Source organism: Scandinavium hiltneri (genome assembly GCF_024764835.1).
Taxonomy (GTDB): domain Bacteria; phylum Pseudomonadota; class Gammaproteobacteria; order Enterobacterales; family Enterobacteriaceae; genus Scandinavium; species Scandinavium hiltneri.
In genome coordinates, this window is the sequence record NZ_JALIGE010000065.1 from 60,068 (window position 1) to 78,793 (window position 18,726).

The window sequence follows — 18,726 nt, forward strand, 5'->3', positions numbered from 1 at the left end:
GCGAGGGTAGCCAACACCGCTGCAGCTTGAATGGCGACGGGTATAGAAGCGGAATAACTACTCCTGTATTTATCATATTGAATATTTATTATTATCGCATGGATTGGCGGAAATGAATGATATCACTAGCGGATAACGCAAATATTAAATTGTCGCCAATCTGAAGCATCTGTATTTATTGCTTCAGTAACCCACTATGTTCCCCTTTCTGGGGAACAATGACAGGATTAACTGAATATGTTTTTACGCTCAACGTTAACGCGTACCTTTTTATTGATGTTCCCTTTGCTGGGGGCCGCTATGCATATCGCACCGGTCTTGGCGGCGGGCGTAGTCCCGGAAACGATGCTGCTGCTGATTGAAGAGGCCGATATGGGTGGGACGATTAATCTGGTCAATACCGACCCCGTCCCCAATTTGCTCTACACCACCATTACCGATTTGCCGGATGACAAAGGTACGCACTTGACAGTGACTCAACCTGTTGTGCGCGTAGAGCCAGGCCAGACTCAGCAGTTGCGTTTTATTTTGCGTACCGATGCACCACTCACCACCGAACATTTAAAACGCGTGGTGTTTGAAGGTATCCCGCCGAAAGATCCCTCCAAGAAAATGAAAGTCGGCTTCAACCTGCGTCAGGATATTCCGGTGCTCATTCATCCGAAGAGCCTGCCAGTGGTTAAAGATGCATGGACGTTACTTAACTGGTCTGCCTCCGGTAAAACCGTGACGGTGAAAAATCCCAGCCCGTATGTGGTACGTCTGACACCGGTTGTGCAAACCCTGCCTTCAGGGGCCACCGGTCATCTGGCAAAAACCTATATCCTGCCAGGCGAAACCATGACCGCCGCGTTGAATAAGGCGCCGGGTATGGACAGCCAGCTCAAATTTACCCCAGCCAGCCGTTATGGCATTGACGTGGCGAGTTTCACTGCACCGCTGAATAAATAGCGATTGTGTTGCTAAAGCTATCGGAATAGAAACCGTAATGTTGACGTTATCTGCTGTAGCCCGTGAGATCCGTCGCGTATTGAGGGTCTCTGTTCCCGTGATATTGCTGATGAGCCCTCTCGCGCAGGCCAGGGAGTATACTTTTGATACTGATATTTTGCAGCATAGGGGTCTGAATACCGGCTTAAGCAACCATTTTGCGCACGAAGCAAAATATCTGCCGGGCACCCATTCTGTTTCCCTGCAGGTGAATGGTAAAGGTAAAGGTGTTCTGGCTGTACGTTTTGGGGCACAGGGCGAACTCTGCGTTGATAATGACTTCCTTGCTGCTGCCGGGCTCCAGCAGATTACAGAACCCGCGCCGCAAGCCTGCCATGACTACCGTCAGGAATACCCTACAGCGACGATCACCCCGTTGCCGAATACCGAAAGCCTGCTGCTGGTGGTTCCACCGGAAGCCGTAAATAATGATCCGTATGCCGTGCCTGCTAACGTACTGCATGGTGGGACTGCTGCGGTGCTGAACTACAATCTGTTTGATGCCTCCAGCCGTTATGAAGGTGGCAGCTCGGATTATCGTCAGGCTTCTCTCGAAGGTGGGATAAATTTCGCGGACTGGCTGTTACGCAGTAATTATGTCGTGACTGACAATGACGGCAACATATCTGCTAACAGCTTATATACCTACGTTGCGCATACTTTTGTCGATCAAAAAATCGAGTTACAGGCCGGTCAGGTAAATGCCATTTCCGGCTTGTTCAGCGGTACGCCTATCACGGGCCTTCAACTTGCGCCAGCCAACGCCCTGATTGCCGGTAATTCCGGTGTTACTGTGAGAGGGATTGCCCGTGGTGCACAGGCGCGAGTAGAAGTCCGCCAGACCGGGCAGTTAGTCTATTCCACGTTGGTGCCCGCTGGGCCGTTTACCCTCGATAGTGTGCCGATTGTGCGGACGAATACCGATCTGGATATCACGGTGGTAGAAACCGACGGTTCATCTAACCACTTTGTGATCTCCGCATCCACACTCAGAGCAAAACGACTTTCACGCCCACAAGGGTTATCGATATCCTTTGGTCAGGTCAGAGAGGTGGACAGTGACTATGCGAAACCGTTAGTGGCGAATATCTCTGACGGCTGGAGTTTGAGCCCACAATTTAATCTGACCGCTTCCGGCGTAATGGCCGTTGACTACCAGGCGGCAGGTGCGCAACTGGACTATTTGCCATCAGATAGCTGGTCTCTCGGTGGCAGTGTGCTCACCAGTAATGCGTCTTTTGGTGACGCCAGAAGCGGCGTAAAAAGTGAACTTTCTACCAGCTATTCTCCGCTAACGTCGGTGTCACTTTCGCTTTCTGCTGCTAAATACAGTGATAATTACCGCGAACTTACCGATGCACTGAATAAAGACTATACGAGCTACCAGAGTAGCTATAACGCAACCATCAATTGGGAGCAGGCTTTACTGGGTACTTTTTCTCTCGGCTATAACCTGAATAAAGGCACCGAGGGAAATGATGATTCTCGTTATGTGAATGCCTCATGGGGGAAAACATTCAAATATGCTTCCGTGCAGATGAACTGGCAAAGTCAGGTTGGCAGCACCGATGAGGACGAACAAGATGAAGACCTGTTTTACGTTAACGTCAGTATTCCGTTTGGTGAGCAAAATATCAGTACCCACTATCGTCAACAAGGGGATGACAGTTCCGCAGGTGTGACAACCAGCGGCTCCCTGTCGCAGAACAGCGCTTATTCCCTGTCTGTTGACCGTGATCTTGAAGATAACAGCAATAGCTTCAATGGTAACCTCAACACCAACCTCCATTACACCCAGCTCGGCCTGGGGGCTGGAGGGGGATCTCATCACCAGAGCAATTACAACATGACGCTGAGCGGTGGGGTGGTCGCGCACGATCATGGTGTTACATTCTCACCTTACAACGTAAAAGACACCTTTGCGATTGCTCGTCTGAGTGAGCCGGTGAGCGGTATCGAAATGTCCACTCCGCAAGGAACTGTCTGGACCGATGCCTGGGGGCAAGCCGTAGTACCGGGTATGCCGCTGTACCGTAACGCACGTATTGAGATAAATGGCAGCACGTTACCGAAAAGTATGGATCTGGCGAACGGCACCAAAGTGGTCGCGGTGGGGCATGGATCGGTCAGTGAGCTGGGTTTTAAGGTCCTTAATTCGCGGCGCGTGATGATTCGGGTAAAAAACACGGATGGAAAATTGCTGCCAAAAGGCATTTCTATTGTGGACCAGAAGGGGCGGTATGTCGTCACATCGGTGGATGACGGGCAGATATTCCTGAATGACATCGATGGGATATCAGCGCTCTACGCAACGAATGATGACGGTCAGCGTCAGTGTCAAATCCACTGGAAATTAGCGGATAAACAAGACCCGGATGCCTTTTACGAACAAACAGGAGGCGTATGCCGATGAACATGTTATCTCGTTGTCGGCAAGTTGCCAGTGCCGTGACCCTTACCGGTATACTGGTTTTTGCAGGATCTTGCCAGGCAGAGAGTGATTGTCAAATAACGTTATCTAAGCCTGTGATAGATTTGAAAACCTTGCGCAAGGATGAGGTCATTAAATCTGCACAGGGCTGGAATCAGTTACAGGAGCAGGATATTAACGTGAGTGTGTTTTGTCCCACCTCACGAAATATGGCGGTCTTTTTCGGTGGCAGAGCGGGTGAGAAAGGGCGTTTTAAATTTGGTACTCAAAGTGGCCTGAGTGTGAACGTCAGTCACTTGACGCTGGATGGGCAGCGTTATGAGATTGCCCGCACCCAATATCCCGGCAACTTTTCATCCTTCGACAGCGTGGCAGAAACACAGCAGATCCACAGCCAGCAAGGTATTATTGCGGTGTCGGGGAATGCAGTGGCTCCGGGTCAGCAAATGAATTTCACCCTGACACTGACACCATTACTCAAAGATGTGGAGTTTATGGTAACGGATAAGACAACCCTCTCGACCGGAATTACGCTGGCAGTCATCGATAACTAACGCGCCTGCTGATCACACATGGCGCGTTGATGTCAACAAGATGGCGGCCAGCATCGCATCGCCAATCACCACCATAATATCCATCACTCAAAGGTCATGAGACACTCCCGAGTAAACCATTTTTATGCCACAATACCCTACTGTGAAGGTGTTGTATGTCACGCTATTCAAAATACGCGCTTCCGCGCTGAACAGGGGTGGATAGCCGATGTTTCGGCAGAAAATGGACTGGAAAACCAGAGAAAATGGGTTCGCCGCTTTCACGATGGGTCCGCTGAATAATTTCTGGCGCCAGCGTGAAGAAGCCGAATTTACAGGCGTGGATAACGTTCCGGTACGCTTCGTCCGCTTTCGCGCCAAAAAACACGACCGGGTGATTGTGGTGTGTCCGGGCCGAATCGAAAGCTACGTGAAGTATGCGGAACTGGCCTACGACTTGTTCTACAGCGGCTTCGATGTGCTGATTATCGATCACCGTGGGCAAGGGTTGTCCGGGCGAATGCTTGACGACAGCCATCGCGGCCACGTGGATAACTTCAGCGATTACGTCGACGACCTGGCCGCTTTCTGGGAACAGGAAGTCGCACCGGGGCCGTGGCGAAAACGTTATATCCTCGGGCACTCAATGGGCGGGGCCATTTCTACGCTGTTTTTACAGCGAAACCCAAAGCAGTGCGACGCGCTCGCGCTTTGTGCGCCAATGTTCGGTATCATCATGCGATTGCCTGACTGGATGGTGCGGCCAATTCTCGATTTCGCTGAGGGCCATCAGCGCATGAGAGAAAGCTACGCCATGGGAACCGGGCGCTGGCACGCGCTACCATTCAGCCTCAACATCCTGACCCATAGCCGGGAACGTTATCGGCGAAATCTGGGGTTCTATGCCGACAATCCGTATATTCGCGTTGGCGGACCGACTTACCATTGGGTACGGGAAGGGGTGATGGCCGGAGAGGAAATCCTGGCCGGTGTGGCGTTAGATGACACCCCGACGTTGCTGATTCAGGCTGAAGAAGAAAAAGTCGTGGATAACCGTATGCACGGCCGTTATTGCGAACTCCGCGCCGCGGCGGGCAAGCCTTGTGAAGGTGTGAGTCCGCTTGTCATTCCCGGTGCTTATCATGAGATCCTTTTCGAAAAGGACGATATACGCTCAGTCGCACTCGAGACCATCGTCGAGTTTTACGATCGACATAATTAATCCGGCGTTAGCGCCGCTCTTACCAGAGGTTTAATTCGTTTATGTACCAGGTTGTTGCGTCTGATTTAGATGGTACGCTGCTCAATCCCGACCATCGTCTGTCCCCCTACACCAAAGAAACGCTGACCCTGCTGACCGAAAAAGGGGTGAACTTCGTTTTTGCGACTGGTCGTCACCACATTGACGTTGGGCAGATCCGCGATGGCCTGGGTATCAAGGCATTCATGATCACCTCCAACGGTGCTCGCGTTCACGATACCGACGGCAATCTGGTGTTTGCCCATAACCTCGATAGCGATATCGCTTCTGATCTGTTTGGCGTGGTGAATAACAATCCGGATATCGTGACCAACGTGTATCGCAACGACGAATGGTTCATGAACCGCCATCGTCCGGAAGAGATGCGTTTCTTCAAGGAAGCGATTTTCAACTATTCGCTGTATGAACCGGGCCTGCTGGAAGCCGAAGGCGTCAGCAAAGTGTTCTTCACCTCTCTGGATCATGACATGCTGCTGCCATTAGAGCAGGCGATCAACGCTCGTTGGGGCGATCGCGTCAACGTGAGTTTCTCGACCCTGACCTGTCTGGAAGTGATGGCGGGCGGCGTCTCAAAAGGACATGCGCTGGAAGCGGTCGCGAAAATGATGGGCTACGGTCTGCCGGACTGCATCGCGTTTGGCGACGGCATGAACGATGCTGAAATGCTCTCCATGGCGGGGAAAGGCTGCATCATGGATAACGCGCATCAGCGTCTGAAAGATTTGCATCCGGAACTGGAAGTGATTGGTTCGAACGTGGATGACGCGGTACCGCATTATCTGCGCCGTCTGTATCTCAACCAGGCGTAACGCAACGCGATTCGCTCCAGTGTATAAAAGCCCTGCTTGTCAGGGCTTTACTGTATAACCAGCCCTGCGCGTATTTCACACCATGCGATTTCAGCCACGTGGCCTGTGCCTGCGTTTCAACCCCTTCCGCCAGCGGCTCCAGCGACAGTGACTGCGCCAGCGCGATAACCTGCGGTAGCAGGCTTTTCCCCGGCAAGGGATCGACCAGCGTTTTATCAATTTTGAGCATATCGAAGGTCATCGCCTGGAGATAATTCAGGTTCGCATAGCCACTGCCAAAATCGTCCAGATAAATGGCGTGTCCCGCCTGGCGATAGTGCTCGACCATCGGAGCGATGGCGTCCGGGTCAACCATACTGCTTTCCGTCATTTCCAGCGTGATTTGCTGCGGACGAACGCCGTAGCCACGACACAGCATCGACAAATGCGCCAGCAGATCGGTGGATTGCAGATCGTCGGGTTCGACGTTAATGGAAACATACTGACCCGGATTCTGACGCAGCCATGCGCCGAGATCGTTAAGCACTTGCTCAACCACCCACTCCGTCATCGTGCTCAGCAACTGTGTTTCACGGGCAAAAGGAATGAAGCTGTCCGGCGCCAGCAGTTTGCCGTTCGGCTGTGGCCAGCGCACCAGCGCTTCGGCTCCCACAACGCAGCCGCTGTCCAACAGAACGATAGGCTGATACCACATTTCCAGTTGTCGGGTGTGGATAGCCTGCTTCAGTCGCGCGCGTGAGGCGTTCAACTGGCGAAGAATCGAAGGAATAAAATTGCCGTCAGTCACAGGGTCCATCCTGAAAATGCTGCTGATGGGGGGAAGAGATTCAGTATTCCCCGAATTCCAACGCATAACTATCAGTAATGGACTAATTAGGGATGCGAAATAGCCGCTGTGGAATGTGAGTGTTTGTTATTTGTCCAGTTGTCAACCGAATACTCCGCTACAATGCCCGCAAACTATCCTGAGAGAGTCTCATCGTGGCGTTACTGATTATCACCACTGTTCTGTGGGCATTTTCCTTCAGCCTGATTGGCGAGTATCTGGCGGGCAGCGTCGACAGCTATTTTTCCGTGCTGATGCGCGTGGGCCTGGCAGCGCTGGTGTTCCTGCCATTCTTGCGGGCGCGCGCTCAATCGTTAAAAGTGCTGTTGATGTACATGCTGGTGGGCGCGATGCAGCTTGGGGTCATGTATCTGCTGTCGTTCCGGGCGTATCTCTACCTGACCGTGTCCGAATTTCTGCTGTTTACGGTGCTGACGCCGCTGTACATCACGCTGATTTACGACCTGATGAGCAAACGCAGGCTGCGCTGGGGTTATCTGCTGAGTGCCATGCTGGCGGTGATTGGCGCGGCGATCATTCGCTATGACCACGTCAGCACGCATTTCTGGACCGGGCTGTTACTGGTGCAGCTATCGAATATCAGCTTTGCTATCGGGATGGTGGGCTACAAGCGCTTAATGGAAATCCACCCGATGCCGCAGCACAATGCCTTCGCCTGGTTTTATCTTGGCGCATTCATTGTGGCGCTGGTGGCGTGGTTTATGCTCGGAAATCCGGACAAGCTGCCGACGACAACGCTGCAATGGGGCATTCTGGCGTGGCTCGGCGTGGTGGCTTCAGGGCTGGGCTACTTCATGTGGAACTACGGCGCCACGCAGGTGGACGCCGGTACGCTTGGGATCATGAATAACATGCATGTGCCTGCCGGATTGCTGGTGAACCTGGCTATCTGGCAACAGCAGCCGCACTGGCCGAGCTTTATTACAGGTGCGTTGGTGATTGTGGCTTCGCTGTGGGTCCATCGCCATTGGGTCGCTCCGCGCTCCGAACAAACGGTAAATGATCGCAAGCGTGATTCCGCGTTGAGCGAATAAACGCTTCGGTGACCGGCTGGCGCTGCTCGCCATCACGCACGGCAGCGTACAGTCGGCTCCACAGACCTTCGCCCAGGGTTTTGGTCACGACCAGACCCTGGCGTTCAAAGCTCTCCACCACCCAATGCGGCAGGGCAGCAATGCCCATCCTGGCTGCAACCATCTGAATCAATAACAATGTGTTATCCACGCTTTTCAGCGAGGGGCTCACGCCTGCTGGCTGTAAAAAATGACGCCAGATATCGAGTCGGCTGCGCTGCACCGGGTAAATCAACAGTGATTCGCTGGCGATATCTTCCGGCGTGATACGGGCTTTCGCGGCCAGCGGATGATCGGGGGCCAGTACCAGCCGCACTTCATAATCAAACATCGGCGAATAATGCAGACCGCTGCGCGGCAGAATGTCTGAGGTCAGCACGATATCCAGCCCGCCCTGCTGCAACGCAGGCTGCGGGTCGAAAGTTACCCCCGATTTGAAATCCATTTCCACCTGCGGCCAGCTCAAACGGAAGTTTTCCAGCGCGGGCGTCAGCCACTGAATACAGCTATGGCACTCGATGGCTATCCGCAGCGTGGTCTGCTGCGGTTCATTGCAGGCCTGCAGCGCACGGCTAATCTGCGGCAGGACCTGATTAGCAAGCTGCAGCAGAATTTCGCCCTGCGGGGTAAAGCGCAGCGGCTGACTCTTACGGACAAATAGCCGGAAGCCAAGGCGCTGTTCCAGATCGCTGAATTGGTGAGAAAGCGCGGATTGCGTCTGGTGCAGCATGGCTGCCGCTGCTGCGAGCGATCCGCTATTCCGCAACGCCTGTAGCGTTTTCAGGTGTTTAATCTCGATCATGAAAGTCCTTCACTTCGGCATGAATAAATTGCGCTTGAGGATCATACAGTACCTGCCAATTATAGATGTGTAAACATCCAGACGTCCAAATTCGTCGTCTTTCAGGCCATAGCGGTGTTGGCTGCCCTCGCTCACCCCAGTCACTTACTTGAGTAAGCTCCTGGGGATGAGCTCACTTGCCGCCTGGCTCTGACCTGAAATCCATAGAATTAATAAAAGAGGAACGGCCATGACAATCAAAAACCACACCCTGGGATTCCCGCGCGTCGGCCTTCGCCGTGAGCTGAAGAAAGCGCAAGAAAGTTACTGGGCGGGCAATTCCAGCCGCGATGAGCTGCTGGCGACCGGGCGTGAATTGCGCACCCGTCACTGGCAGCAGCAGAAAGAGGCTGGCGTGGATCTGCTGCCAGTGGGCGATTTCGCCTGGTACGACCATGTTCTGACCACCAGCCTGCTGCTGGGCAACGTGCCGGCTCGTCATCAGAACAAAGACGGCTCAGTGGATATCGACACGCTGTTTCGTATCGGTCGTGGTCGGGCGCCTACCGGCGAACCGGCAGCGGCGGCAGAAATGACCAAATGGTTTAACACTAACTATCACTACATGGTGCCGGAGTTCAGCAAAGGGCAGGAATTCAAACTGACCTGGACCCAGTTACTGGATGAAGTGGACGAAGCACTGGCGCTGGGCCACAACGTGAAACCGGTGCTGCTTGGCCCGGTGACATACCTGTGGCTGGGTAAAGTGAAGGGCGAGCAGTTCGACCGTCTGAGCCTGCTGAAAGATATCCTGCCGGTTTACCAGCAGGTGCTGGCAGAACTGGCAAAGCGCGGCGTCGAGTGGGTACAAATCGACGAACCGATTCTGGTGCTGGAGCTGCCGCGTCCGTGGCTCGATGCGTTCCAGCCCGCTTACGATGCGCTGCAGGGTAAAACCAAACTGTTGCTGACCACCTATTTTGAAGGCGTGACGCCGAACCTGAACACCATCACTGCGCTGCCGGTGCAGGGTCTGCATGTCGATCTGGTGCACGGTAAAGATGACGTCGCTGAACTGCACAACCGCCTGCCAGCCGAATGGCTGTTGTCTGCGGGTCTGGTGAATGGCCGTAACGTCTGGCGGGCCGATCTCACAGAGAAATACGCACACGTTAAAGACATCGTCGGCAAACGTGCGCTGTGGGTGGCCTCCTCTTGCTCACTGTTGCACAGCCCAATTGACCTGAGCGTGGAAACACGTCTCGATGCGGAAGTAAAAAGCTGGTTCGCCTTCGCGCTGCAAAAATGTGAAGAGCTGACCCTGCTGCGTGATGCGCTCAACAGCGGCGACACCGCAGCCATTGCTGACTGGAGCGCGCCGATTCAGGCTCGTCGCAACTCAAGCCGCGTACACAATGCCGCGGTAGAAAAACGCCTGGCAGCAATCACCGCCCAGGACAGCCAGCGTAATCGCCCGTATGCGGAACGTGCCGAGGCCCAGCGCGCACGCTTTAATCTGCCTGCATGGCCGACCACCACCATCGGTTCTTTCCCGCAGACCACTGAAATTCGCGGCCTGCGCCTCGACTTCAAAAAAGGCAATCTCGATGCGGGCAACTACCGTACCGGTATAGCCGAACACATCAAACAGGCCATCGTTGAGCAGGAACGTCTGGGACTGGACGTGCTGGTGCACGGCGAAGCCGAACGTAACGACATGGTCGAATACTTTGGCGAGCATCTGGATGGTTTCGTTTTCACCCAAAATGGCTGGGTACAGAGCTACGGTTCCCGCTGCGTGAAGCCGCCGGTAGTGATTGGCGATATCAGCCGTCCGGAAGCGATCACCGTTGAGTGGGCGAAATACGCGCAGTCTCTGACCGATAAACCGGTGAAAGGCATGCTGACGGGCCCGGTGACAATTCTGTGCTGGTCGTTCCCGCGTGAAGACGTGACCCGCGAAACCATCGCCAAACAGATTGCCCTGGCGCTGCGTGATGAAGTGGCGGATCTGGAAGCCGCGGGTATCGGTATCATCCAGATTGACGAACCGGCGCTGCGTGAAGGGCTGCCACTGCGTCAGAGCGACTGGGAAGCATACCTGGCGTGGGGCGTGGAAGCGTTCCGCATCAACGCCGCGGTGGCGAAAGATGAAACGCAGATCCATACCCACATGTGTTACTGCGAGTTTAACGACATCATGGATTCCATCGCCGCGCTGGATGCCGACGTTATCACCATCGAAACCTCGCGTTCAGATATGGAGCTGCTGGAATCGTTCGAAGAGTTCGAATATCCGAATGAAATCGGCCCGGGCGTGTATGACATTCACTCCCCGAACGTGCCAAGCGTTGAGTGGATTGAAGCGCTGCTGAAGAAAGCCGCTCAGCGCATTCCGGCCGAACGTCTGTGGGTTAACCCGGACTGCGGCCTGAAAACCCGCGGCTGGCCAGAAACCCGTGCCGCACTGGCGAACATGGTGAAAGCCGCGCAGAATTTGCGTCAGGCTTAAGTGCCGGGCTGCCTGGTGGCGCGATGCTTACCAGGCCTACAAAATCAATAGAGTGAGCAGGACTGTAGGTCTGGCAGGCGGAAACGCTGCCGGGCCTTTTTTTCTGAAACGTGCTCGCAAAACGGAAAGCAACTCGGATGCAACGCGTAAAACCGCTATCTTTATAACCATGATGTTCGTAAGGTTATGACGTTGCGGTCAATCCCGCAGCCGGGCGTAGGAACCCGTGTATCTGCATGATGATGCATATTTTATGTGTCAGGCCAACGCACATCACAGTAAACTCTCTGGTGACGCTGGCGGGGCAACCGAAAGGTTGGCCGGGTCCATGTATGCCGGTATTCCTACCCCCGTCAGCGTCACCACCTGTGAGTGTAGGAACTCCAGTGGTGGCTTCTCCAATACATACATGGAAGCTACCTTATGACTACTTTTTCAAGTCCAACTCTCTCTGAAGACGATCTGCAAGAAATCCAGGAAGTCCTCGATATTCCGCTGTCCGGCTCTGCTGATCTATTGACTGCCGCCGATCTCTGCGCCACGTTCGTTAGCGTAATGGTGGAATGTGAAGATGAATATTATCGGCAGGCACTGTGTGGGCGTTTAGCGCACGCACTCACGGTACTGCGCCAACGCTGTGTAGAAGATTTACCCGAGTGGATAGTCCGTCAACTGACGACGCAAACAGCGCCGCTATCCAGCGTACCGGAGTGCTGGGAGGATTCAGAATTTATGCTGGATTATGCGCAGGCATTAACCCTGGCGTTGAGCGGGAACACGCTTCTGGCGCGAAACGCTCAGGATCTGGTGGGTTTACTGCACGATCTGGTGTATTTGCTGGTGGATCAGTTGAAAGCGCCGTTGATCGTCAAACAATAATTCGTTGGCATTTGCCCGGCAGCGTTGCCGGGCAGTCTGAAAATCGTTATCCCTTCTTCCCGCCGTACTGCGCAAACCACGCCAGCATACGCTGCCAGCCATCTTTGGCGGACTCTTCGTGATAGCTCGAGCGATAGTCGGCGTTAAATGCGTGTCCGGCATCAGGGTAAACAATAATATCGGCTTTGGCGTTTGCCGCCCGTAATGCCTGACGCATGGTGTCCACGCTCTCTAACGAAATACCCGTATCCTGCCCGCCGTACAGACCCAGCACCGGCGAGGTTAAATCGATAGCGATATCGACCGGATGCTTCGGCGAATTTATCGATTTTTCGCCCACCAGTTTTCCGTACCACGCCACCGCTGCTTTCAACTGCGGATTATGCGCAGCGTACAGCCACGCGATACGTCCACCCCAGCAGAAACCGGTGACCAGCAGACGACTGGCGTCGCCGCCGTTACGTGAAGCCCAGCTGGCAACGTGATCGAGATCGGCCAGCACCTGGGCATCCGGCACTTTCGAGACCAGGCCACTGAACAGCGTGGGGATATCGGCATAATCATTCGGATCGCCCTGACGGAAATAGAGTTCCGGCGCGATCGCCAGATAGCCTTCTACGGCCAGACGTCGGCAAATATCGCGAATATGCTCATGCACGCCGAAAATTTCTTGCACCACAATCACGACCGGCAACGGGCCATCGGCATTTTTCGGGCGAGCGTGAAACGCAGGCATATTTTCACCCTGCGACGGAATAGAGGTTTCACCCGCGATGATGGCGTCTTCAGGTGTCAGAATTGAGGTTGATGCGTGCGGTTCTGCAGCCGGTGCAAAGCCGGGTTGTTTGTTGGTCATGGCATTCTCCGTCCCATCCATTAGCGCAAAGGTAAATATAGCCCGCAGGTTAACAATTCACAGTGCCAGAAAACGGCTATCTTATGTGCAGTGGTTATCGTTATCACTTGTTAATGTGATGTAAATCACTTTTTATAAGAAATTCAATGCAAACTTTTTCATTCATAGTGACTGATGTCACTAAAATGTGTCCAAAGCTTCGGTAAAGTGCGTTTTTGCTTCTGCTGACAACTCGACCCAGAGAGGAGTTTTTTATGTCTACGTCTGATGTTTTTCATCTCGGCCTCACCAAGAACGATTTACAAGGGGCAACGCTCGCTATCGTCCCGGGCGATCCGGAGCGTGTGGAAAAGATCGCCGCGCTGATGGACAAGCCGGTTAAGCTGGCATCACATCGTGAATTCACCTCCTGGCGTGCAGAGCTGGATGGCAAAGCGGTCATCGTGTGTTCCACCGGTATCGGTGGCCCATCCACCTCTATCGCGGTTGAAGAACTGGCCCAACTGGGCATTCGTACTTTCCTGCGCGTGGGCACCACCGGCGCAATTCAGCCAAACATCAGCGTCGGTGATGTGCTGGTGACCACCGCATCCGTACGTCTTGACGGCGCAAGCCTGCATTTCGCGCCGATGGAATACCCAGCTGTCGCTGATTTCGCCTGTACCACCGCACTGGTGGACGCGGCTAAATCTGTCGGCGCCACAACGCATATCGGTGTAACCGCCTCTTCCGACACCTTCTACCCAGGCCAGGAACGCTACGACACCTTCTCCGGCCGCGTCGTTAACCGTTATAAAGGTTCGATGGAAGAGTGGCAGTCGATGGGCGTGATGAACTATGAAATGGAATCTGCCACCCTGCTGACCATGTGTTCCAGCCAGGGCTTGCGCGCGGGTATGGTTGCGGGCGTCATTGTCAACCGCACCCAGCAAGAAATCCCGAACGCGGAAACCATGAAGAAAACCGAAAGCCACGCGGTGAAAATCGTGGTCGAAGCGGCACGCCGCCTGCTGTAATTCCCTTCACGACGAAAAAGGCCGACGCGTTCGGCCTTTTTTATTTTGCGTACATCCTCGCAGGAAAACCCTTTTCAGCTGGACATTTATACAGCACACTTAACAATAAGATTCTGTTGTGCCGATAAGTTGTTGAAGCAGGGGGAAGGGTGGACATCTCAATCATATTAAGCGCAGTGGCAGCACTGGTTGTCGGGGTGGCGTTTGGCTGGTTAGCCAGTAAATCCCATGCCGACCGGCTGCGTGCCGATTTCATTGAAGAGCGGCATGAGCTCGACATTGAACTCAACGCGGCGAAGCAGCAGCTGGCGCAAAATGCCCATTGGCGCAGCGAGTGTGAACTGCTGAATAACGAGCTGCGCAGCCTGCGGGAAATTAACACCTCGCTGGAAGCCGATCTGCGCGAAGTCAGCACCCGCCTGGAATCCACACAGCTGCACGCGGAAGACAAAATTCGCCAGATGGTGAACAGCGAGCAGCGTCTGAGCGAGCAGTTTGAAAACCTCGCCAACCGTATTTTTGAGCACAGCAATCGCCGGGTGGATGAACAGAACCGCCAGAGCCTGCACGGCCTGCTGACGCCGCTGCGCGAGCAGCTCGACGGCTTTCGTCGTCAGGTGCAGGACAGTTTCGGTAAAGAGGCGCAGGAGCGGCACACGCTGGCCCATGAAATTCGTAATCTGCAGCAGCTGAATGCGCAGATGACCCAGGAAGCGGTCAACCTGACTAAGGCGCTAAAAGGCGATAACAAAACTCAGGGCAACTGGGGAGAAGTGGTGCTCACCCGCGTGCTGGAAGCCTCTGGCCTGCGCGAAGGCCATGAATACCAGACCCAGGTCAGTATCGAAACCGACACCCGCGCCCGTATGCAGCCCGATGTGATCGTCCGTCTGCCGCAGGGTAAAGACGTGGTGATCGACGCCAAAATGACCCTTGTGGCCTACGAGCGATACTTCAACGCCGACGATGATTACACCCGCGAAGCCGCGCTGCAGGAGCATATTGCCTCGGTGCGAAACCATATTCGCCTGTTGGGCCGCAAAGATTATCAACAGCTACCGGGCCTGCGTTCTCTGGACTACGTGCTGATGTTCATTCCTGTTGAACCCGCATTTTTGTTGGCCCTCGACCGACAGCCAGAGCTCATTACCGAAGCGCTGAAAAACAATATTATGCTGGTCAGCCCGACCACGCTGCTGGTGGCCTTGCGCACCATTGCCAATCTCTGGCGCTACGAGCACCAGAGCCGCAATGCCCAGCAGATAGCCGATCGCGCCAGTCGTCTGTACGACAAAATGCGCCTGTTTGTTGATGATATGTCTGCTATTGGGCAGGGGTTGGATAAAGCGCAGGACAACTATCGCCAGGCAATGAAAAAACTCGCATCCGGTCGCGGAAATCTTCTGGCGCAGGCCGAATCATTCCGTGGCTTAGGTGTTGAGGTGAAACGAGAAATTAACCCCGATTTGGTGGAGCAAGCCACCGAGCAGGAGGCGAATTTTGCGCTCGACGACAGCCCATTTGATGAAAACGAAGCGCGCGTCTCGACCTCTGACGAACCTTCTGAAACTGAGCTTTCTCGCGTTTCTCAGCGCGGTTGAGGCATAGGGGAAATGCGCCCAATCTGTTACACTCGCAGAACATTTTCTTGATAGGCAGACATTGAGATGGTTGAGGATTCACAAGAAACGACGCACTTTGGCTTCCAGACTGTAGCCAAATCGCAGAAAGAGGACATGGTGGCGCATGTATTCCATTCTGTTGCCGCTAAGTATGATGTCATGAACGACCTGATGTCGTTTGGTATCCATCGCTTGTGGAAGCGCTTTACCATTGACTGCAGCGGCGTTCGTCGCGGGCAAAAAGTGCTGGATTTAGCCGGAGGCACCGGCGACCTGACGGCGAAATTCTCCCGTCTGGTTGGCGAAACCGGCAGCGTCGTACTGGCTGATATCAACGAATCAATGCTCAAAATGGGCCGCGAAAAGCTGCGTAATATCGGCGTGGTCGGGAACGTGGAATACGTTCAGGCAAACGCAGAAGCGCTGCCCTTCCCGGACAATACCTTTGACTGCATCACCATCTCCTTTGGCCTGCGTAACGTCACCGATAAAGAAAAAGCGCTGCGCTCGATGTACCGCGTGCTGAAGCCGGGCGGACGTCTGCTGGTTCTGGAATTCTCCAAACCCATTCTCGATCCACTGAGCAAAGCCTACGACGCTTACTCATTCCACGTGCTGCCGCGTGTGGGAGAGATGGTCGCAAAAGACGGTGAGAGCTACCGCTATCTGGCGGAATCCATCCGTATGCACCCCGATCAGGACACCCTGAAAGCGATGATGCAGGATGCCGGTTTTGACAGCGTGGATTACTACAATCTGACGGCGGGTATCGTCGCGCTGCATCGCGGTTATAAGTTCTGACAGGAGTACGCCATGCCTTTTCAACCTTTAGTCACCGCGGGCATTGAAGGTGCGCTCAATACCTTTTTATGGCGTGAGCGCGCGTTAAAACCTGCCCGTCAGCGTCTGCTGGGCAAGGTGCTGCGCGTTGAGCTGAAAGAGTTCACATCGCCGCTGGTGCTGGCCTTTAGCGAGCAGCAGATTGACGTGCTGGGCGCGTGGGAAGGCGAGGCGGATTGCACGGTAAGTACCCGCCTTAGCGTGTTGCCGCAGTTACGCAACCGTCAGCAGTTAACCACCCTGATTCGTTCGGGCGACCTCGACGTGCTGGGCGACCTGCAGGTGGTGCAAAACGTTGTCGCGCTGGCGGATTTGGCGGAATTTGATCCTGCTGAACTGTTGGCGCCGTATACCGGCGATATCGCGGCGGAAGGCGTCAGTAAAGTGCTGCGCGGCGGCGCGAAATTCCTGCAACGCGGGCTGCAACGTCAGCAGCGTTATGTGTCTGAAGTCATTACCGAAGAGTGGCGCATGGCGCCCGGCTCGCTGGAAGTGGCCTGGTTTGCCGAAGAGAGCGACGCAGTTGCGCGCGCCGTTGAGGCATTAACCAAACGGCTGGAAAAACTGGAGGGGAAATGACGCCAGGGGAAATTCGGCGCCTGTATTTTATCATCCACACCTTTTTGAGTTACGGGCTTGATGAGCTCATTCCCAAAATGCGAATCACCCTGCCGCTTCGACTCGGGCGGCGGATGTTGTTCTGGATGCCAAATCGGCACAAAGACCTGCCGCTAGGCGAGCGTTTACGCCTTGCCTTACAGGAGCTCGGCCCGGTCTGGATTAAATTCGGCCAAATGCTTTCTACCCGTCGTGATCTTTTTCCGCTTCAAATCGCCGATCAGCTGGCCATGTTGCAGGACCGCGTTGCGCCGTTTGACGGCAAACTCGCGCAGCAGCAAATCGAAAAATCGATGGGTGATATTCCTGTTGATAGCTGGTTCGATGATTTCAGCGTTGAGCCACTGGCGTCCGCTTCTATCGCCCAGGTGCACACGGCGCGTCTGAAAGAAAACGGCAAAGAGGTGGTCATCAAGGTTATCCGCCCGGATATTCTGCCGATTATCAAAGCGGACATGAAACTGATTTACCGTCTCGCACGTTGGGTGCCGCGTTTACTGCCCGATGGCCGCCGTCTGCGTCCGCAGGAAGTGGTGCGCGAATATGAAAAAACGCTGCTTGATGAGCTGAATTTGCTGCGCGAAGCCGCCAACGCCATCCAGCTGCGCCGCAATTTTGAAGACAGCCCGATGCTCTACGTCCCGGAGGTCTATTCCGACTATTGTCGTGAAGATATGCTGGTGATGGAGCGCATTTATGGCATTCCGGTGTCAGATATTGAGACCCTGGAAAAGCAGAATACCAACATGAAACTGCTTGCCGAACGCGGCGTGCAGGTGTTCTTCACTCAGGTTTTCCGCGACAGCTTCTTCCATGCCGATATGCACCCCGGCAATATTTTTGTCAGCTACGAACACCCGGAAGATCCGAAGTATATCGGCATCGACTGCGGGATTGTCGGCTCGCTGAACAAGGAAGATAAGCGCTATCTGGCTGAAAACTTTATCGCTTTCTTTAATCGTGATTACCGCAAAGTGGCGGAGCTGCACGTGGATTCTGGTTGGGTACCGCCGGACACTAACGTTGAAGAGTTTGAATTTGCGATTCGCACGGTGTGTGAACCTATCTTCGAGAAACCGCTGGCGGAGATCTCTTTCGGCCATGTTCTGCTGAATCTGTTTAACACCGCGCGCCGCTTTAATATGGAAGTTCAGCCGCAGCTTGTTTTACTTCAGAAAACACTACTTTACGTTGAGGGTGTAGGCCGTCAGCTCTATCCTCAGTTAGACTTATGGAAGACAGCGAAACCTTTCCTTGAGTCATGGATCAAAGATCAGGTCGGCCTTCCGGCGCTGGTGCGTGCGTTTAAAGAAAAAGCGCCGTTCTGGATCGAAAAAATGCCGGAAATGCCGGAACTGATTTACGACAGTTTGCGCCAGGGCAAAAGTCTCCAGCGAAGCATTGATAAAATCGCCCGCGACATGGAGTCCGGTCATACCCGACGGGGGCAATCCCGTTATCTGTTCGGCGTGGGTGCCGTATTCATGCTTAGCGGAACCCTGTTGTTGATTACCCGTCCGGACCTCGGATTACAGCCTGCCTGGCTTATGGGCGCTGGCGTCCTGTCCTGGGTAGCTGGCTGGTTTAAAGGTCGCTGATTTTTGCATCATTAAGACGAAGGCGTGTAAGCTACACGTCAGTGAATTCACTATCATCTG

General features: G+C 54.1%; 16 protein-coding genes. 13 read left to right on the forward strand and 3 right to left on the reverse strand.

Going from position 1 to position 18,726, the window contains the following annotated elements; all coding sequences use genetic code 11:
- The first annotated feature begins 237 nt into the window (after nucleotides 1-237).
- The 5 genes from MUU47_RS01365 to yigL all read left to right on the forward strand — a co-directional run bounded on the left by MUU47_RS01365 (nucleotide 238) and on the right by yigL (nucleotide 6,024).
- Nucleotides 238-951, forward strand: a complete 714-nt coding sequence (locus MUU47_RS01365) for a fimbria/pilus chaperone family protein (protein ID WP_258986303.1) — start codon at nucleotides 238-240, stop codon at nucleotides 949-951.
- 109 nt (nucleotides 952-1,060) lie between these two features.
- Nucleotides 1,061-3,403 (forward strand): fimbrial biogenesis usher protein, encoded by a 2,343-nt coding sequence (locus MUU47_RS01370; RefSeq protein ID WP_258986304.1) that lies wholly within the window; start codon nucleotides 1,061-1,063, stop codon nucleotides 3,401-3,403.
- Complete coding sequence (locus tag MUU47_RS01375; RefSeq protein WP_258986305.1) at nucleotides 3,400-3,975, forward strand: DUF1120 domain-containing protein; 576 nt, start codon at nucleotides 3,400-3,402, stop codon at nucleotides 3,973-3,975. The genes MUU47_RS01370 and MUU47_RS01375 overlap by 4 nt, the downstream gene beginning before the upstream one ends.
- Nucleotides 3,976-4,183: 208 nt before the next feature.
- Nucleotides 4,184-5,176: a lysophospholipase L2 gene (gene pldB / locus MUU47_RS01380; protein ID WP_258986308.1), complete on the forward strand. Its 993-nt coding sequence runs from the start codon at nucleotides 4,184-4,186 to the stop codon at nucleotides 5,174-5,176.
- 41 nt (nucleotides 5,177-5,217) lie between these two features.
- Nucleotides 5,218-6,024 (forward strand): sugar/pyridoxal phosphate phosphatase YigL, encoded by an 807-nt coding sequence (gene yigL / locus MUU47_RS01385; RefSeq protein ID WP_258986310.1) that lies wholly within the window; start codon nucleotides 5,218-5,220, stop codon nucleotides 6,022-6,024.
- On the opposite strand, the gene MUU47_RS01390 is transcribed toward yigL, so the two are convergent.
- Nucleotides 6,011-6,811, reverse strand: coding sequence for an EAL domain-containing protein (locus tag MUU47_RS01390; RefSeq protein ID WP_258986311.1), 801 nt, complete (start codon nucleotides 6,809-6,811; stop codon nucleotides 6,011-6,013). The genes yigL and MUU47_RS01390 overlap by 14 nt on opposite strands.
- 194 nt (nucleotides 6,812-7,005) lie before the next feature.
- On the opposite strand from MUU47_RS01390, the gene MUU47_RS01395 reads away from it, so the two are divergent.
- A complete protein-coding gene (locus tag MUU47_RS01395; protein WP_258986313.1) occupies nucleotides 7,006-7,905 on the forward strand; it encodes a carboxylate/amino acid/amine transporter in 900 nt (299 codons plus the stop codon).
- Here the strand turns inward: MUU47_RS01395 and metR are convergent.
- Nucleotides 7,793-8,746, reverse strand: a complete 954-nt coding sequence (metR, locus tag MUU47_RS01400; RefSeq protein WP_258986314.1) for an HTH-type transcriptional regulator MetR — start codon at nucleotides 8,744-8,746, stop codon at nucleotides 7,793-7,795. The two genes, MUU47_RS01395 and metR, sit on opposite strands and share 113 nt — an antisense overlap.
- A 229-nt stretch (nucleotides 8,747-8,975) precedes the next feature.
- Between metR and metE the strand changes: the two genes are divergently transcribed.
- Nucleotides 8,976-11,237, forward strand: coding sequence for a 5-methyltetrahydropteroyltriglutamate--homocysteine S-methyltransferase (metE, locus tag MUU47_RS01405; protein WP_258986316.1), 2,262 nt, complete (start codon nucleotides 8,976-8,978; stop codon nucleotides 11,235-11,237).
- A gap of 423 nt (nucleotides 11,238-11,660) precedes the next feature.
- On the forward strand, nucleotides 11,661-12,116 hold the full coding sequence (locus tag MUU47_RS01410; RefSeq protein WP_258986318.1) for a hypothetical protein: 456 nt from the start codon (nucleotides 11,661-11,663) through the stop codon (nucleotides 12,114-12,116).
- Between the two features lie 46 nt (nucleotides 12,117-12,162).
- On the opposite strand, the gene MUU47_RS01415 is transcribed toward MUU47_RS01410, so the two are convergent.
- Nucleotides 12,163-12,972: a dienelactone hydrolase family protein gene (locus tag MUU47_RS01415; protein ID WP_258986319.1), complete on the reverse strand. Its 810-nt coding sequence runs from the start codon at nucleotides 12,970-12,972 to the stop codon at nucleotides 12,163-12,165.
- A 254-nt stretch (nucleotides 12,973-13,226) separates the two neighbouring features.
- On the opposite strand from MUU47_RS01415, the gene udp reads away from it, so the two are divergent.
- The 5 genes from udp to ubiB all read left to right on the forward strand — a co-directional run bounded on the left by udp (nucleotide 13,227) and on the right by ubiB (nucleotide 18,666).
- Nucleotides 13,227-13,988, forward strand: coding sequence for a uridine phosphorylase (gene udp / locus MUU47_RS01420; RefSeq protein ID WP_258986320.1), 762 nt, complete (start codon nucleotides 13,227-13,229; stop codon nucleotides 13,986-13,988).
- 149 nt (nucleotides 13,989-14,137) lie between these two features.
- On the forward strand, nucleotides 14,138-15,589 hold the full coding sequence (gene rmuC, locus MUU47_RS01425; RefSeq protein WP_374684474.1) for a DNA recombination protein RmuC: 1,452 nt from the start codon (nucleotides 14,138-14,140) through the stop codon (nucleotides 15,587-15,589).
- Nucleotides 15,590-15,655: 66 nt separating this feature from the next.
- Nucleotides 15,656-16,411: a bifunctional demethylmenaquinone methyltransferase/2-methoxy-6-polyprenyl-1,4-benzoquinol methylase UbiE gene (ubiE, locus tag MUU47_RS01430; RefSeq protein WP_159776764.1), complete on the forward strand. Its 756-nt coding sequence runs from the start codon at nucleotides 15,656-15,658 to the stop codon at nucleotides 16,409-16,411.
- A gap of 12 nt (nucleotides 16,412-16,423) precedes the next feature.
- Nucleotides 16,424-17,029: a ubiquinone biosynthesis protein UbiJ gene (gene ubiJ, locus MUU47_RS01435; protein WP_258986322.1), complete on the forward strand. Its 606-nt coding sequence runs from the start codon at nucleotides 16,424-16,426 to the stop codon at nucleotides 17,027-17,029.
- Entirely contained in the window at nucleotides 17,026-18,666 is a 1,641-nt protein-coding gene (ubiB, locus tag MUU47_RS01440; RefSeq protein WP_258986324.1) for a ubiquinone biosynthesis regulatory protein kinase UbiB, read from the forward strand. Before ubiJ ends, ubiB begins: the two co-directional genes overlap by 4 nt.
- The last annotated feature ends 60 nt before the right edge of the window (nucleotides 18,667-18,726 follow it).

What these genes read in the sequence shown, in the direction of transcription:
- MUU47_RS01375 (WP_258986305.1), top strand. Translation starts at nt 3,400, where the DNA reads ATGAACATGTTATCTCGTTGTCGGCAAGTTGCCAGTGCCGTGACCCTT.
- ubiE (WP_159776764.1), top strand. Translation starts at nt 15,656, where the DNA reads ATGGTTGAGGATTCACAAGAAACGACGCACTTTGGCTTCCAGACTGTA.
- MUU47_RS01370 (WP_258986304.1), top strand. Translation starts at nt 1,061, where the DNA reads ATGAGCCCTCTCGCGCAGGCCAGGGAGTATACTTTTGATACTGATATT.
- ubiB (WP_258986324.1), top strand. Translation starts at nt 17,026, where the DNA reads ATGACGCCAGGGGAAATTCGGCGCCTGTATTTTATCATCCACACCTTT.
- udp (WP_258986320.1), top strand. Translation starts at nt 13,227, where the DNA reads ATGTCTACGTCTGATGTTTTTCATCTCGGCCTCACCAAGAACGATTTA.
- pldB (WP_258986308.1), top strand. Translation starts at nt 4,184, where the DNA reads ATGTTTCGGCAGAAAATGGACTGGAAAACCAGAGAAAATGGGTTCGCC.
- MUU47_RS01365 (WP_258986303.1), top strand. Translation starts at nt 238, where the DNA reads ATGTTTTTACGCTCAACGTTAACGCGTACCTTTTTATTGATGTTCCCT.
- MUU47_RS01415 (WP_258986319.1), bottom strand. Translation starts at nt 12,972, where the DNA reads ATGACCAACAAACAACCCGGCTTTGCACCGGCTGCAGAACCGCACGCA.
- metE (WP_258986316.1), top strand. Translation starts at nt 8,976, where the DNA reads ATGACAATCAAAAACCACACCCTGGGATTCCCGCGCGTCGGCCTTCGC.
- yigL (WP_258986310.1), top strand. Translation starts at nt 5,218, where the DNA reads ATGTACCAGGTTGTTGCGTCTGATTTAGATGGTACGCTGCTCAATCCC.
- MUU47_RS01410 (WP_258986318.1), top strand. Translation starts at nt 11,661, where the DNA reads ATGACTACTTTTTCAAGTCCAACTCTCTCTGAAGACGATCTGCAAGAA.
- metR (WP_258986314.1), bottom strand. Translation starts at nt 8,746, where the DNA reads ATGATCGAGATTAAACACCTGAAAACGCTACAGGCGTTGCGGAATAGC.
- ubiJ (WP_258986322.1), top strand. Translation starts at nt 16,424, where the DNA reads ATGCCTTTTCAACCTTTAGTCACCGCGGGCATTGAAGGTGCGCTCAAT.